This window comes from Syntrophomonas curvata, from assembly GCF_052976825.1.
Genome location: NZ_CM129641.1, coordinates 1,883,148 through 1,899,518, shown reverse-complemented (window position 1 = coordinate 1,899,518; position 16,371 = coordinate 1,883,148). Strand labels below are relative to the sequence as shown.

Genomic DNA, 16,371 nt, shown 5'->3' with positions numbered 1-16,371 from the left:
AAAAGTATAGCATTAGAACTCTGTCATGACAAACAGTACCAACGCCGGGGTAATTAAAATATATCAATTTTCCATGTTGCTCACATAATTAACGTTTGAAAAGTTAAAATAGGGGTAGACGTTTGGGGTGATTTATTAATGAATGGAAATGGCAGAGACGATAATGACAGTGTAAGCGGACTTTATAGGGGTGTTATCCAACAGGTGCTGGTTATTGAGAACTGCAAAAAGGAACTGGCATCCAAGATTCTGATGATTCGGGGTGACAGACGCTGGCAGTTGATTCAGGAATTTCTCCGGTATGATCTGGAAAAACATCTGCTGCTGGAACAGGCAGCGGTTATTGTTATTAATAATGGGGCTACAGAAATGATAGAGGATTTGGAAAAGCTATATCAGTTCAGCAGCGGGGAAGATCTGATCAGCAAGATAAGGCAGGAAGGGGCCCATATAGAGAATTTCATTAAAATAATTGAACGGGGAAGAAAGCATAAGAACTGGTTGAGCTTCACCGAGCGCCGGGTAATGCAGGAAATCGATAAATATGTCATCGAACAGGCCCGGGAATACAATAAGCTCTGACTGCAGCTATGTTGACTGTAATTGAAAAATATATAAACTATCATTTAGGAGATAAAGGGGAGGCAAAGTTTATGGCAGAAAAGATCAGAGTTATTATAACCGGTGCGCTGGGCAGGATGGGATTGGAAACGGCAAAAGCGATAGCCGGCGATGAGGATATGCAGTTGGTTGGTTTGGTAGACATAAGGGCCAAGGGGGAAAAGCTTTCCCAGTTGAGCGAGTTAAAAGAGTTGGATGTAAAGATTGAGAACGACCTGGATCGGGTGATTGAAAAAACCAGGCCCCAGGCTATGATTGACTTTACCAACCCCCAGGCGGTTTTTAATAACGCCCGTACCGCCCTCAAAAACAAAATCACCTGCGTTATAGGCACCACCGGGCTTAACGAAGTTGAACTGCGGCAGTTGGAGAAACTGGCCGTAGATAACCGGACTGGGCTGGCTATAATACCGAATTTTGCTATTGGCGCGGTTTTAATGATGAAATTTGCCCGGGAAGCGGCCCAGTATTTCCCTGACGTTGAGATAATTGAGCTGCATCATGACCAGAAAATGGACGCTCCTTCAGGAACAGCCATCAAGACGGCCGAACTGATTAACGAAAGTCGGAGCAGCCGGGCTCCGCGTAATATTAGGGAGTATGAAAAGATAGCCGGCTGCCGGGGCGGTAATGTTGACCAGGTAAGAATCCATAGTATCCGTCTGCCCGGTTTGATTGCCCATCAGGAAGTTATATTCGGCGGGGCCGGGCAGACCCTTAAAATCAGACATGACTCGATGGACCGGGCCGGTTTTATGCCCGGAGTGGTAATGGTGGTTAAAAAGATGATGAACCGGCCGGGATTGGTTTACGGCATGGAAAATCTGCTGTAATTTATCTCGGTTGGGGATGCCTGCCAGGAGACGGGGTTAGAGGTTGTCAAGGGACGGGGGTGACAGCCTCTAACCCCGTCTCCTATCATAAGATGCTGATAGCAACCCTTTCAGACAAGCACCACATTAATACCATGTACATATAATGCTATTAATTGTGGCCATAGTTTTTTTACAAGGAGGAATGAGGGGTGAGTTCTGCGCTTTCTGGAATAAAAATCGCGGTATTGGGAGGCGATGACCGGGAACTGATTTTAACCAATGAATTGGTCAAAATGGGGGCCACAGTAGTTGTAGCAGGATTCCCAAAAGATAAGGTAGGGCCCGGTGCGTTTGTGGTTTATACCGTGGAAGAGGCCTGCAAGGATGCCGAGGTAGTAATTTTGCCTCTGCCTGGAACCAGTACTGATGGCGTAATCAGAGCGGTGTATGCTGAAGGGAGCCTTAAGCTCACTGAAAAAGCCGTAGCCGGTATTGCCCAAAATGCTCTGGTGTTGATTGGCTCAGCCCGGCCGTTTCTGAAGGAGTGGGCTCTTACCTATGGGTTTAATCTCATCGAGGTTATTGATATGGATGAGATAGCCGTCTTAAACTCCATTCCCACTGCTGAAGGCGCGATTCAGATAGCAATGGAAGAAACCCGGATAACCATTCATGGAAGCCGAAGCTGTGTAGTCGGTTTTGGACGGGTAGGCATTACCCTGGCCCGAATATTAAAAGCTATGGGCTCGGATGTCACGGTAGTAGCCCGCAATCAGGGACAGTTGGCCCGGGCCTATGAAATGGGCTGTAAAAGAGCTGACTTTTCCGGCCTGCGTGAAATAATGAATGATGCTGATATTGTATTTAATACGGTTCCGGCCATGGTTATCGACAGGGAAACATTAAAATATGCGAACTCCAATGTTCTTATAATTGACCTGGCCAGTCAGCCGGGGGGAACTGATTTTGAGGCTGCCAACGATTATGGTCTTAAGGCCATACTTGCCCCGGGGTTGCCGGGCAAGGTTGCCCCGGTATATGCCGGCAAGATTTTAGCCGATGTTATTCCGCGCCTGATTATAAGTGAATTAACCCGGCTGGACACAGGCTTGCTTTTTGCTTGAAGGGAGGTGTATAGTTTGCAGGAAATTAAAAGCCGGTTAAGGGGTGTCAAGGTCGGGGTTGTACTTACCGGCTCCCACTGTACAGTGGATGCAGTTATTCCCCAGATAAGGGGCCTTAAAAGCGAGGGGGCGGAGATATTGCCGGTGCTCTCCTTTACCGTCAATGAAACTGATAACCGTTTTTATCAGGTTAGCGACCTCAAAAACGAGATTAATGGAATATGTGACAAACCAATAATCAGCACCATTGTTGGGGCTGAGCCCATCGGCCCGCAAAAGCTTTTGGATGTGGTAGTGGTTGCTCCGGCTACCGGAAACACTATAGCCAAACTGGCTACGGGAATAGTTGATACGCCGGCATTGATGGCTATCAAAGCCCATCTGCGCAATCAAAGACCGGTGGTCATAGCCATTTCCACTAATGATGCTCTGGGTATTAACGCAAGAAACATCGGACTTTTAATTAATATGAAACATATATACTTTGTTCCCTTCAGACAGGACGATCCGGTCAATAAAGCCAATTCCCTGGTAGCCTGTATGGATAAATTGCTGGATACGGTAGTTTGCGCTCTGCAGGGGAAACAACTGCAGCCGGTGCTGTTAGGGCCGGCCTGAAAAGCAGTCCCCGGGTCGACTCGCCTTTGTGGCGGCTGCATTATTAAATCCCTGGTTTCTTGAGTATTAAAAGGGCTAGTGCTAAAATAAAGACCAGATATTTTTACAGGAGGTAGTAGCTGTGGCAGAGGGAGTAAAGTTAGCGATAGTTGGGGCGACCGGTGCTGTTGGCCAGGAGATGTTAAAAGTTCTGGAGGAACGCCGGCTTAAAATAAAGGAATTACTGTGTTTGGCCGATCCCCGTGAAGCAGGAACTAAAGTTAAATTTGCCGGGGATGAACTGACGGTCAGGGCTGCCGATGATAAAGCGTTTAAATGGGCCGATGTGGCCATGTTTGCGGTTGGAACTGATGTCAGCCGACAGTTGATCCCGCAGGCGGTAAAAAATAATTGTGTTGCTATAGACAACAGCTATGCTTTTCGTCTGGAAAAGGATGTGCCTCTGGTAGTGCCCGAGGTTAATCCGGAAGATGTAAAGTGGCACCAGGGCATCATTGCCAATCCCAATTGCTCTACCATAATTATGGTAGTAGCAATTAACCCTATTCATCAGGCGGCAGGTTTAAAACGGGTAATAGTATCAACCTACCAAGCTGTTTCCGGAGCGGGAAAAGCGGGACTGGATGAGCTGGATCAGCACATAAATGCCCATATGAATGGCTTGGAGCCTAAAATGAACGTCTTTCAGCATCCGATAGCGTTTAACCTCATACCGCACATAGATGTATTTGTGGATGAAAACTATACCCGCGAGGAAATGAAGATGGTCTGGGAAACCCAGAAAATAATGCATGCCCCCCAACTCAGAATTGCAGCTACGGCAGTGAGAGTGCCGGTATACAGAAGCCATTCCGAAGCGATAAACCTGGAAACGGAAAAACCCCTGTCAGTGGCGGAAGCCCGTGAGATTCTATCCCGTGCTCCGGGGGTTGTTATACAGGATGACCCGCAGAACAACAGTTATCCCATGCCTCTCTATTCATCCCACCGGGATGAGGTATTTGTAGGCAGAATACGCCGTGATATATCGACCGGCAATGGCCTGATCATATGGGTGGCAGCCGACCAGATCAGAAAGGGCGCGGCTACCAATGCTGTTCAGATCGCCCAGCTCATTACTGAGAAAAACCTTTACTGAGAAGGTGTATATATATTGAAGATAGCGGTACAGAAGTTCGGGGGAACTTCTCTTACCACCCCGGAGTTAAGGTCAAAGGTCTGCAATATCATTAACTCCGCCATCACTTCAGGGCAAAAGGTAGTAGTTGTGGTATCGGCTATCGGCAGGGAAAACGACCCCTATGCGACCGACACCTTTATAAATCTGGTCAAGGAAACTAACCCGCAGCCAATGGCTCGGGAAATGGACTTGATTATGTCCTGCGGTGAGATAATATCGGGAGTATTATTAGCCAATCAGCTCTCGGCTGCGGGTTTGCCTTCCAGGTTTCTTACCGGCGAACAGGCGGGGGTGGTGACCGACGGAAATTTCGGCAATGCCCATGTTTTATACGTAAATTCCCGCAATATCACAGACTGTCTCGAGAAGGGCATTACCCCGGTGGTCGCCGGCTTCCAGGGAGTAAGCGAAAATGGGGAACTAACTACGCTGGGGCGGGGAGGAAGTGATACCACTGCCAGTGCCCTGGGGGTAGCGCTGAATGCAGAGATCATTGATATTTTTACCGATGTGGAAGGTATTATGACCGCAGACCCCCGCATAGTAAACAATGCCCGCCTGCTTGACGCCATAAGCTATAATGAGATATGCCAGTTGGCTCGGGAAGGCGCCAAGGTGGTTCATCCCCGGGCAATAGAAATTGCCATGCAGGGAAATGTGCCCCTTAGGGTAAGGTCTACCTGGCTGGATAGCCCGGGCACCCTGATCAGCAACCAGGTCTATGACAATGGGAATGGTATGCGGATGATTAAAGACCAGCTGATAACAGGTATCAGCTATACTTCCAGCTTGACGCAGATTAAAATAGAAGGTAACGCTAATAATGGCATCGCCCAGTTGGAGCTGAAGGTTTTTGAGAGCCTGGCCCATGCCGGTATAAGTGTTGATTTTATAAATGTGCAGCTGGACCGTATTCTTTTTACGATTCAAAGTGACCAGGCAGATAAGGCCATGCAGGTTCTCACCGGGATTGGCATAAAACCGCAAATGGAAATGAATTGCGCCAAGGTTGCCGTGGTGGGGGCGGCTATGACTGGAATTCCGGGTGTTATGGCCAGCGTAGTGGCAGCCCTTAACCAGCAGGAGATCGTGATATTGCAATCTGGAGACTCATACACCAATATCTGGTGTCTGATTCAGCAGCAAGATTTAAATCGGGCGGTAAATGCTCTCCATGAGAAGTTTGGACTGGGTAGATAGGATTTAATAAAATGAAGTGGCGGTGATAAAATGACGGTTCCCAGGCTGTTGACGGCGATGATAACTCCCTATGACGGAGATTTGCAGGTAGATTACGCCAAAGCGGCGGAATTGGCCGAATATCTGGTGAATAATGGCACCCAGGGCATTGTGGTCAGTGGGACTACCGGTGAAGCCCCGGCCTTATCCGATGAGGAAAAACTGCGTCTTTTTGCAGCCGTAAAAGGAAAAATGGGAAAGCGTGTTCCGGTATGGGCCGGGACCGGCTCCAATGATACCAGGCATACCGTCGAGCTAAGCCGTGAGGCGGAAAGAACAGGCGTAGACGGCATCATGCTGGTATGCCCTTATTACAACAAACCCAGCCAGGAAGGCTTATATCGGCATTTCAGGCAGATCGCGGAAGCAGTTGCCTTACCCATACTGCTGTACAACATCCCGGGCCGGACCGGCATAAACTTGCTGCCGGAGACGGTAGTCCGGTTGGCTGAGATAGACAACATTGCGGCTATTAAAGAGGCTAGCGGTAATTTGGATCAGGTATCCGCCTTGATCAATATGCTCCCGGACGACATGCTGGTATACTCCGGTGATGATTCTCTCACCTTGCCTATGATGGCTTTGGGGGCACAAGGGATAGTAAGCATTGCCTCTCATTTAATAGGCAAGCAGATGCGGGAAATGATCGATGCCTTTTTAAATGGCGACGTCAAGCGAGCCGCCGACCTACATAAACAGTTTTTTCCCATATTTAAGGGGTTGTTTATCACATCCAATCCTGTGCCCCTGAAAGAGGCTTTGAACCAGCTGGGGCTGAATGTAGGCGGTTTAAGGCTGCCGCTGGCTGATGCCGACGCAAGTGAGAAAAAAATTATCAGGGAATTATTGCTGGCGGCAAAACTGTTGCCGGAAGCATAATTATAAAATGTAATCAAGGATAGGTCAGCAAGCCTATCCTTGATTATTTACATAATCGGCCCGCATGCCGCAATTAGATAAAGTTGTATATAAGTTCTGTATCGGCTATAATAAGCGAAGTGGTTGTGTTCGGACGTTATAAAAACTGAATAAAGGAGGTGTTAGGGTGTCGGATGCTGATTCCCGTATTCAGATTATTTCCCTGGGCGGCTTAGGGGAAATAGGAAAGAACATGACGGTTATCCGATATCAGGATTGTATTCTGGTCATTGACGCTGGCTTGATGTTTCCTGAAGAGGAATTACTGGGAATAGATGTCGTTATTCCTGATATTACGTATCTATTTGAAAACAAGGATAAAGTTAAAGCAGTACTATTGACTCACGGGCATGAAGATCATGTCGGCGCCCTTCCTTATCTGTTGAAAGAGATGGATGTTCCCGTATATGGGAGCAGACTGACTCTGGGTATTGTGGAAGGCAAATTGAAGGAACATGACCTCAGCGATAAGAATTTGCATATTGTTAAACCCCGGGACATCCTGAAACTCGGCCCGTTTGAAGTGGAGTTTCTAAGGGTAAGCCATAGCATTCCGGATGCTATGGGTATAGCAGTCCACAGCCCCTTGGGAATAATTCTGCACACCGGGGATATTAAGCTGGATCAAACCCCGGTCGACGGGCAGGTAGTGGATTTCAGAAAACTGGCCGAGATCGGGGAAAAAGGCGTTTTAGTAATGATGGGCGACAGCACCAATGCTGATAAGCCTGGTTTCACCATGTCGGAAAGGGTGGTAGGTAACACCTTTGACGACCTTTTTGGCAAATGCGAAGGCAGAATAATCGTTACCACCTTTGCTTCCAACGTTCACCGGATTCAGCAGGTTATTTGCACCGCCCAGAAATATGGGCGCAAAGTATCGGTAGTTGGCCGCAGTATGGTAAATAATGTGAAGATATCAAGCGAGCTGGGATATATGGATATCCCCGAAGGGATACTCATCGATATGGAGGACATCAACCATTATCCACCGGATCAGGTGGTCATTGTCACCACCGGTTCCCAGGGTGAACCCATGTCGGCTTTGACCCGCATGGCTACTGCCGACCATCGCTGGGTGGGCATTGAGCCGGGGGACACGGTCATAATCTCTGCCACTCCTATTCCGGGCAATGAAAAACTGGTGGCCAAAACGGTCGATCTCTTGTTCCGCCAGGGGGCGGAGGTTATTTACGAAAAAACCATGGGAGTCCATGTGTCGGGCCATGCTTCCCAGGAAGAGCTTAAGATACTTCTTAATTTGATCAAGCCCAGATATTTTATTCCGGTACACGGAGAGTATCGCCATCTGATGAAGCATGCCAAATTGGCGGAGAGCCTGGGAATACCGCGTTCCCGGATATTTGTCGCCGAGAATGGGCAAATAATCGAGGTGGGTAAAAAGAAGGCCAGTATATCCGGTAAGGTAACGGCCGGCAAGATTCTGGTTGATGGCCTGGGGGTCGGAGATGTGGGCAATATAGTGCTCCGCGACCGTAAACAGTTATCCCAGGATGGCATTATGATTGTAGTGGTGACCATCAACAAGGATGGCGGAGACGTAGTTGCCGGCCCGGATATAGTCACCCGGGGATTTGTTTACGTGAGGGAGTCCGAGCAATTGATTGAGGATGCCAAGGATAAAGTGCGGGAAGCCCTGGATGTTTGCGCTAAAAAGCATATAACCGAGTGGGCGGTTATAAAAGCTCAGATAAGAGAGCGGCTGGGAAAGCATCTGTTTGAAAAAACCGGCCGCAGACCGATGATATTACCGATAATTATGGAAGTCTAGCCTTAAAGGATCGCGCCACCCGGTTAAAAACCGGGTGGTTTTTTAATGGCTTGCCGTATTTATTTTCCCGGCCAGGGTAATTCTAAATAAAAAGAACGGAAGGGAGCGGCATTATTATGACGCAGGATAATAGCGGGGAAGCAAACCAGGAACAGAAATTAGACAATATTAAAGAATTGGGGCAGACCGACCTGCCTTCTTTTAAAAGCGATATCCATTGCCTCACTATTGCAGGGCAGGTTGAAGGCCACATGGTCCTGCCTCCGCAGAATAAAACCACCAAGTATGAGCATATCATACCGCAGCTATTGGCGGTGGAGGAGAACCCCCAGATAAAAGGCTTGCTGGTGGTGCTGAATACGGTTGGCGGAGATGTGGAGGCGGGCCTGGCACTGGCGGAGATGATCTCCAGCTTATCCAAGCCTACGGTGTCGATAGTACTGGGCGGCGGCCATTCCATTGGCTCCAGTATAGCCGTTAGTACCGATTTCAGCTTTATTGCGCCTTCGGCGACCATGACGATTCACCCGATACGCCTCACTGGCCTGGTGATCGGCGTTCCCCAGACTTATGAATACTTGGATAAAATGCAGGATCGGGTGGTTAAATTCGTAGTTGAGCATTCGCGGGTAACCGAGCAGAAATTTCGGGAATTGATGTTTAGAACCGGAGACCTGGCCCGGGATATTGGAACCGTACTGGTAGGCAAGGATGCGGTTGATTGCGGCCTGATTGATGCTGTCGGTGGACTCAGGGATGCGGTTAATAAGATTCATGAATTAAAAGACAACAAAGGGGGATTGATGCAATGATCGTATATGTGCCCGACCCTCTGGAAGCTTTCACCCCAAAAGAAACCCTGCCCCGGATACGAATCAAGCTGGAATCAGGCGGGCATCTGAACGCCGAATGTCTGGGATTTGACCAAGTGAGGGTATTAAGCCTGGACAGCACCGATCCTATGGACTTTGTAAACCGGCAATATCAGCCGGGCAGCATAATCGAGCTAAAACCCGGCTTATAGCGTTAGAACAAGGATCGCGTGATGATTCCGACCATATGTCACAGTGAACAAGGTTGTTGAACCGCTTTTACAGATGTCTTCAGCCCTTCCGTCACTGTGGCATATGCGTTTGTTAATAGGTATGTTTCAGCGGTCCTATGCTATAATTTAGAAAGTACTTTTGGGGAGATGAGATATTTGACGTTATTTCATTCTGTATTGTTGGGTGCGGTTCAAGGCCTCACTGAATTTCTGCCGGTAAGCAGTTCCGGTCATCTGGTTATTTTTCAGCACATTCTGGGGGTTCAGGAATCCCCCCTAACCTTTGACGTGATGCTTCACATGGGCACCCTGCTGGCGGTATTCGTAGCCTTCTGGGATGATATTGTGGAAATCCTGAAAAGGCCTTTTACCCGTCTGACTTATTTAATAATAGTCGGCTGCATTCCCGCCGCCCTGGCCGGTTATCTGGTGGCGCCACTGATTGAAAAGGCCTTCGAATCACTGTTGGTGGTTGGATTGGGGCTGATCTTTACCGGATTTGTGCTCCGCTTTTCCGAAAAATGGTCCCGGCAAAGCATCGGCTTAAAGGATATACCTAATACCAGCTACAAAGATGCTATTTTCATAGGCTTGTTGCAGGCCCTGGCTATCATACCGGGTATTTCCCGTTCCGGCTCCACTATCGCTGCCGGGCTTTTCGCCGGTATGGAACGGGAATTGGCGGCACGTTTTTCCTTTTTATTATCTATACCGGTTATAATAGGAGCAGGTATTTTTGAATTGTCTGACGTCAGTGCCGGCAGTCTGGGGCAAAATCTGCCGTCCTACCTGGGAGGCACCCTGGTTGCTGCGTTGTTCGGCTATCTGGCTATTAAAATTGTTTTAAGGCTGGTACGCCATGGCCGGTTATCCGTATTTTCCTATTATTGCTGGGCTGCAGCCCTGCTTACCCTGGGCTATAATTTTCTTATCTAAATCATTGACCATTTATTCACAAACAGGATGAAGGAATATATGGATGACGGGCGAAGTAATGTTTATGTGAAAAATGTAATTCATTTCCTGTAATAATAGATAGAGAGGTAGATAGTTTGGGGAATAAGAAAAATCCCGTTGCCAAAAAGGTTAACTCCAATAAGAGGGACAAACCCCACCCCTCCAGTGCCGGTAATAAAAAAGACGCCGGCTCGTCAAAAGCGCAGGATAAATTCTCCGGCCTTAAAGCGGAGATTGTTTCAATTGTTTTATTCATGCTGGCCTTGTTTACATATATCTGCGTCAGTCGAGGTGCGGGCTTACCAGGGAATGAGCAATTTATCGGGCTATTGGGTGCAGGCATTATGAAGGGGCTGGAGTGGCTGCTGGGAGATGCGGCCTTGATTGCTTCATTCTTCCTGCTGCTTTGGTCCATACATATTGGAGTCTTAAAACAATACTGGTCTTCCCGTATGTGGGGAGTCAGCTTACTGGCCCTGGCAGCCTTGGTGGGGATCAGCGCCTATCATATTCCGGAAGGGCTTAATGCCCTGGAAGCTGGTTCCAAGGGTATGGGCGGAGGATATGTGGGCGGAGGCCTGGCTTATGTTTTAATCAGGCTGCTGGGAAAGGTCGGCGCCGTAATTTTCATGGTTCTTGGCGTTATAGTCGCCCTGGTTCAGATTATCAATAAGCCGGTGGGAGAGATTATCAGCATTGCGGCTATGGGATCAAAAAGGATCTGGGAAAAGGCCTATCCGTTATTCTTTGAAGAAGAGGAAGCCGAACCGATTAAATCTTCCCTCAAGCGTGAACCGGTAATAATAAGCAGCCATGAAGAAGCCCGTCTGCCATTTGAAGAGGTATATCTGGAACCGGATGTTTTGTCAGAAACGGCGGCAGTGAAAGAGGAGGTCAAGCAGGAGGCAAAGCCTGAGGAGAAAAAAAGCGGCTTAAGGCTGGTAATCACACCTGAGGAGGACAATGAACCCGAGTACCAGAAACCTCCGCTGGACATACTCAGCAATGTCAGCAGCGAGAGAAATATTGACAAGAAGAATATCAAGGAGAGCATATCGGTACTGGAGGAGACATTTTCTAATTTCGGTATCGGGGTCAAGGTTAATCAAGTAAGCTGCGGCCCGTCGGTGACCAGGTATGAATTGTCCCCGGCACCGGGAGTGAAAATCAGCCGAATCATAAGCCTGGCTGATGATCTGCAGTTAAATCTGGCCGCTCCCGGTATCAGAATGGAAGCCCCCATTCCCGGCAAGTCAGCTATCGGTATAGAAGTTCCTAACGGCAAAATCCTGAGTGTGGGTTTAAAGAACCTTATATCCTCGTCTGCATTTACCAGGCTTAACAGCCCTCTGGCCTTCGCGCTGGGTGAAGACATTGCCGGTAATACCGTGGTGGCCCGTCTAAATGATATGCCTCATTTATTAATTGCCGGGTCTACGGGCTCGGGAAAGAGTGTATGCCTGAACAGTATTATTATGAGCTTTTTATATAATACGACACCTTCAGAGATGAAAATGGTATTTATAGACCCCAAGATGGTTGAACTGACCGTATATAACGGAATTCCTCACCTGCTTACCCCGGTAGTCACTGACCCGCGCAAGGCTTCAGTCGTATTGCGCTGGATGGTCAGCGAGATGGAGAAGCGCTACAAGCTTTTCGCTGAAAGCGGGGTGCGGGATATTCAGAGATATAATCAGTCATCCCGGGAGAAATTACCCTTCATTGTGATCGTTATTGACGAATTGGCTGATCTGATGATGGTGGCGCCGGTGGAAGTGGAGGATTCCATCTGCCGTCTGGCTCAGATGGCGCGGGCCGCCGGCATGCATCTGATTGTAGCCACCCAGCGCCCATCGGTGGATGTAGTTACGGGAGTTATCAAGGCCAATATACCGTCCCGGATTGCTTTTGCGGTATCGTCCCAGGCTGACTCGAGAACCATCCTGGATGGAGCCGGGGCGGAAAAACTGCTGGGAAAAGGCGACATGCTGTTTTTCCCGGTGGGGGCAGTAAAACCATATCGTATCCAGGGAGCATTCGTATCCGATAACGATATTGAAGCTACAGTTAATTTTATCAAGCAGCAGTACATTGGCTGCGAACAGCAGGAGCCCCCGCACGATCTGGAAATTTCTTTGCAGGAAGCGGAGCAGGATTGGGGCGATGACCTGTTCTGGGAAGCGGTGGCGGTATTTGTAGACAGTAAAAAGGCTTCAGTCTCCCTGTTGCAGCGGAGATTGCGGATTGGTTATGCCCGGGCGGCACGTCTGGTAGATTTAATGGAAGAACGAGGTATTGTATCCGAACTGGACAATAACAAAAGAGAAATTCTTATAAACAGCGAGCAGTTGGAAAAGCTATACGCTAAAAATAAACTATGTTAGTATGATCATGTATACTGAATTCAGGTGCACGCCTTATTTTCACCTTATGTAATCAGGGTAAGTGCATAAATTAAGGGAGAAACCAATGAGGCTTACCTTACGGGAAAAGGAATTATATGAGGTTTTGAAGAGAGAGCCTTTGATATCTCAGGATGAACTGTCCAGGCGGTTTGGGATTACCCGCTCTTCAGTTGCCGTACATATATCCAATCTGATGAAAAAAGGCGTGATACTAGGCAAGGGTTATGTTTTTAATGAAGCGGCATCGGCCGTAGTTATTGGTGAAAGCTGTATTAATATAGAAGTGCGGGGGGAAAATGAGAAAACTGCTATAGATATTATTTATGGCGGTTTTGCTCTCGAATTCAGTAGAGCCTTGGCTAACTATGGCGTTAATGTTAAAGTAATAACTGTAACTGGCAATGATGATATAGGCAATGAAATAATTAGCAGGCTCAGGGAAAGGGAGATAGATACCGGCAGTATTTATCGCCATTTGAAGCTGAGGAGTTGCCGGCGGGTATCATTGAACCATGTTTTGGCATATGAGGAGACCTATACCTGGAAAGAGTATGAGAAGGCTTTGGCTCTAAAGGAATGGATAGCAGTCAATTGTGAATGGTTATGCATTGATCCGCTATTTCAGAAAAACATTTTAAGCCACCTGACAGGTAAGGATGAAGAAAAACTTCCGTATTTATCTACATACAGGGTCATGCAATACCCGGAGGAAGTACCCGAATTCCTGCGGGATTATTCCATTCTGGTTCTGGGTGCGGGCACTGATCAACTTGAGTATTATGTCGATAAAATTAGATCCTGGGTGTCCAATCAAAACTGGGTTATAACTGACGGTGTTAGCCGGGTAGTATTTTTTCAAAATCAGAAAGCAATAGACGTATTATTGCTGCCCAACCAAAGCTTTAATATTGGGGATCGGCTACCGTTTTTACTGGCAGGTTTAATTTATGGGCTATCCAGCGGTTACCCGTTAAGACAAGCAATCAGGATGGGCATTGGCGCAGCAGCTGGTGAGTGAATATTATAATGGCTTGAAGGGTTGGGAAAGAAATGGACTTCGGTCAAAAACTTAAAGAAACCCGGAATATGAAAGGCTATTCCCTGGACTATATAGAAGAAGAAACCAAGATTCGCAAGCTGTATATTAACGCTCTGGAGCAGGAGAATTTCAAGATACTCCCTCCCAAGGTATATGCTACCGGCTTTGTTCGCAGGTATTCAAAATTTCTGGATTTGGATTCCGATGCCATGGTGGAAGAATTTCAAAGTCTGGCTTATGCAGACGAGCCGCTTATAGAGGAACCGGAATTAAAGAAAAGGGAAGTAAAGGTTGATTTTCATATACCTTATCGCAATATTCTGGCAGGGATCGTTTTTTTAATTATTGCTATCTGGGCAGGTAAATTCGTACTGGGTTATATCAATCAGCAGGCCAGGGTTCCGGAGCCGCAGGGACCTACTCCCCCGCGGGTGGAAGAGCCGGTGAAAGGAAATCGGCCAGATAAACCGGAGCCGGAAATAAAACCGGAAAAGGCAGTGCTTTTAATCCAAGCCCGTCAGGATTGCTGGCTTACGGTTGCCGTCGACGGCGAATCAGTTTTTACCAGAACTCTTAAAGCCGGAGAAAGCCAGGAGTTTGAAGGCAAGGAATCGATTTATATTAAGGCCGGTAATGCCGGAGGCATAGATATTACCTATAACGGTAAAAAAGTAGAGCCGATAGGTCGAAACTGGGAAGTTAAAGAAAAAGAATTTAGAGTTAAGTCATAGCTGGAATAGGGGTAGTACCAGTGAATGTGGGATTTATAAGTCTGGGATGCTGCAAAAACCGGGTGGATACAGAGATTATGATGGCGCTGGTGAGCAGCGCGGGGCACAAAATAGTCAATATTTTGGAACGAGCTGATGCGGTAATCATAAATACCTGTGGCTTTATTCAATCGGCTAATGAGGAGAGTATTCAGACTATACTGAAGACGGCTGAATTAAAAAGCGGGGGAATGCTTAAGTACCTTGTGGCTGCGGGATGCCTGGCTCAGAGGTACGGCCAAGCATTATTCGACGAGATGCCTGAACTGGATGCGGTTATAGGCATCTCCTCTTTTGCCGCCATAAATGATGTCCTGGCTGCACTGGAAAACGGCGAACGCTGCTTAAACGTTGGTCCGCCACCGGAAACCTTTGTGGAAAAGGGTCCCCGGATTATTTCCACCCCGCCAGGTTCGGCTTACTTAAAGATAGTTGAAGGATGCAACAATCACTGCAGCTACTGTGCTATACCTTCCATCAGGGGCAAACTTCGATCCCGGCCAATACCCGAAGTGGTAGGGGAAGCTGCTCTGCTGGCAGAACAGGGGAGCAAGGAACTGGTTCTGGTAGCCCAGGATACGGCGAACTACGGCTATGATTTGGACGGGCAGTTCCTGTTGCCCCAGCTCCTCAAAGAACTGCACGACATTGATGGCATTGCTTGGATAAGGTTGTTGTACTTGCATCCTGCCCATATAAATGATGCTGTCATTGATAGCATAGCATCGTTGGACAGGGTGGTCCCTTATCTTGATATACCTATTCAGCACGCTTCCTCTTCAGTACTGAAAAGAATGAACCGTAAGCATGACTATGAGTATCTGGAGCGGCTTATAAATAAATTAAGGCAGCGAATAGAGGGGTTGGTTCTGAGGACTACAGTTATGCTGGGATTCCCCGGTGAGACCGAGGAGGAGTTTGGGGAACTCTATCATTATGTGGAAAAAAGTGAGTTTGACTGGCTGGGCGCTTTCAGCTTTGCCCCGGAAGAGGGAACTGTGGCGGCAAGCCTGCCGGCACAGATAGATGAAGACCTCAAGAACTACAGGCTGAATGCCATACTGGGGCTGCAGAAAAAAATAACCCGCCAGAAGAATATCGCCCGCATTGGCCGTAATGAAAAAATACTGGTATCAGGGCAGTTATCTTCCAACCTTTATACTGGAAGAGGTTATTTTCAAGCCCCGGAGGTGGACGGCATCACCCTTATTAAGAGCCGCAAAAAACTGCCCAAGGGGGAATTCGCCCCGGTCAGGCTGGCCGGAGTTAGAAATTATGATATGATTGGAGAACTCATTGATGAACCTGCCCAATAAGCTTACCGTTCTGAGGATAATACTGATACCCGTATTTGTGGTTTTACTTTTAGTCAATATACCTTATGGGGATTACCTGGCTGCAGCCATATTTATCACCGCGGCGCTTACAGATAGCCTGGACGGCTATCTGGCCCGGCGCTGGAAGCAGGTAACCCGGCTCGGCATAATACTGGACCCTTTGGCTGATAAGCTGTTGATTACCGCAGCTTTGATCAGCCTGGTAGAGTTGGGAAGAATCCCGGGCTGGATAGCTATTGTTATACTGGGGCGTGAATTTGCGGTTTCCGGGTTAAGAGCAGTAAAGGCCGGAGACGGGATCGTTATACCAGCCAGCATATTGGGCAAGCTTAAAACCTTAACCCAGGTAATAGCCGTATTATTCATAATTCTTGAAAACGCCTACCGCTCTGTAACTACCCTGCCGGTTGGGCGCTGGGCAATGTATATTGCGGTTCTGATCACAATCGTATCCGGAGTAGAGTACTTTTATCGTTTCCGTACCGAATTCGGTTAATTACCCCGGACT

At 47.8% G+C, this 16,371-nt stretch carries 16 protein-coding genes; all 16 read left to right on the top strand.

The window, feature by feature from the left end:
• Window positions 1-138: 138 nt before the first annotated feature.
• Window positions 139-582: a hypothetical protein gene (locus tag ACU70B_RS08465; RefSeq protein ID WP_447183132.1), complete on the top strand. Its 444-nt coding sequence runs from the start codon at window positions 139-141 to the stop codon at window positions 580-582.
• A gap of 71 nt (window positions 583-653) precedes the next feature.
• The gene (gene dapB / locus ACU70B_RS08460; protein ID WP_447183131.1) at window positions 654-1,454 is read left to right on the top strand and encodes a 4-hydroxy-tetrahydrodipicolinate reductase; all 801 of its coding nucleotides are present in this window, start codon (window positions 654-656) and stop codon (window positions 1,452-1,454) included.
• A gap of 191 nt (window positions 1,455-1,645) precedes the next feature.
• Complete coding sequence (gene dpsA, locus ACU70B_RS08455) at window positions 1,646-2,560, top strand: dipicolinate synthase subunit DpsA (RefSeq protein WP_447183130.1); 915 nt, start codon at window positions 1,646-1,648, stop codon at window positions 2,558-2,560.
• 15 nt (window positions 2,561-2,575) lie between these two features.
• The gene (locus ACU70B_RS08450; protein WP_447183129.1) at window positions 2,576-3,178 is read left to right on the top strand and encodes a dipicolinate synthase subunit B; all 603 of its coding nucleotides are present in this window, start codon (window positions 2,576-2,578) and stop codon (window positions 3,176-3,178) included.
• A gap of 121 nt (window positions 3,179-3,299) precedes the next feature.
• Window positions 3,300-4,316 (top strand): aspartate-semialdehyde dehydrogenase, encoded by a 1,017-nt coding sequence (locus ACU70B_RS08445; RefSeq protein ID WP_447183128.1) that lies wholly within the window; start codon window positions 3,300-3,302, stop codon window positions 4,314-4,316.
• 15 nt (window positions 4,317-4,331) lie between these two features.
• Window positions 4,332-5,558 (top strand): aspartate kinase, encoded by a 1,227-nt coding sequence (gene dapG, locus ACU70B_RS08440; RefSeq protein WP_447183127.1) that lies wholly within the window; start codon window positions 4,332-4,334, stop codon window positions 5,556-5,558.
• 30 nt (window positions 5,559-5,588) lie between these two features.
• Window positions 5,589-6,476 (top strand): 4-hydroxy-tetrahydrodipicolinate synthase, encoded by an 888-nt coding sequence (gene dapA / locus ACU70B_RS08435; protein ID WP_447183126.1) that lies wholly within the window; start codon window positions 5,589-5,591, stop codon window positions 6,474-6,476.
• Between the two features lie 166 nt (window positions 6,477-6,642).
• Window positions 6,643-8,307, top strand: a complete 1,665-nt coding sequence (locus ACU70B_RS08430) for a ribonuclease J (protein WP_447183125.1) — start codon at window positions 6,643-6,645, stop codon at window positions 8,305-8,307.
• A 116-nt stretch (window positions 8,308-8,423) separates the two neighbouring features.
• The gene (locus tag ACU70B_RS08425) at window positions 8,424-9,119 is read left to right on the top strand and encodes a ClpP family protease (protein ID WP_447183124.1); all 696 of its coding nucleotides are present in this window, start codon (window positions 8,424-8,426) and stop codon (window positions 9,117-9,119) included.
• Window positions 9,116-9,331, top strand: coding sequence for a YlzJ-like family protein (locus ACU70B_RS08420; RefSeq protein WP_447183123.1), 216 nt, complete (start codon window positions 9,116-9,118; stop codon window positions 9,329-9,331). The genes ACU70B_RS08425 and ACU70B_RS08420 overlap by 4 nt, the downstream gene beginning before the upstream one ends.
• A 177-nt stretch (window positions 9,332-9,508) precedes the next feature.
• The gene (gene uppP / locus ACU70B_RS08415) at window positions 9,509-10,288 is read left to right on the top strand and encodes an undecaprenyl-diphosphatase UppP (protein WP_447183122.1); all 780 of its coding nucleotides are present in this window, start codon (window positions 9,509-9,511) and stop codon (window positions 10,286-10,288) included.
• 116 nt (window positions 10,289-10,404) lie between these two features.
• The gene (locus tag ACU70B_RS08410) at window positions 10,405-12,696 is read left to right on the top strand and encodes an FtsK/SpoIIIE family DNA translocase (protein WP_447183121.1); all 2,292 of its coding nucleotides are present in this window, start codon (window positions 10,405-10,407) and stop codon (window positions 12,694-12,696) included.
• Between the two features lie 85 nt (window positions 12,697-12,781).
• Window positions 12,782-13,735 (top strand): PfkB family carbohydrate kinase, encoded by a 954-nt coding sequence (locus tag ACU70B_RS08405; protein WP_447183120.1) that lies wholly within the window; start codon window positions 12,782-12,784, stop codon window positions 13,733-13,735.
• Between the two features lie 32 nt (window positions 13,736-13,767).
• Window positions 13,768-14,487 carry a helix-turn-helix domain-containing protein gene (locus ACU70B_RS08400; protein ID WP_447183119.1) on the top strand — a complete coding sequence of 240 codons (720 nt, stop codon included), beginning with the start codon at window positions 13,768-13,770 and terminating at the stop codon, window positions 14,485-14,487.
• Window positions 14,488-14,507: 20 nt separating this feature from the next.
• A complete protein-coding gene (gene rimO, locus ACU70B_RS08395) occupies window positions 14,508-15,842 on the top strand; it encodes a 30S ribosomal protein S12 methylthiotransferase RimO (protein ID WP_447183118.1) in 1,335 nt (444 codons plus the stop codon).
• A complete protein-coding gene (pgsA, locus tag ACU70B_RS08390; RefSeq protein WP_447183117.1) occupies window positions 15,826-16,359 on the top strand; it encodes a CDP-diacylglycerol--glycerol-3-phosphate 3-phosphatidyltransferase in 534 nt (177 codons plus the stop codon). The genes rimO and pgsA overlap by 17 nt, the downstream gene beginning before the upstream one ends.
• The last annotated feature ends 12 nt before the right edge of the window (window positions 16,360-16,371 follow it).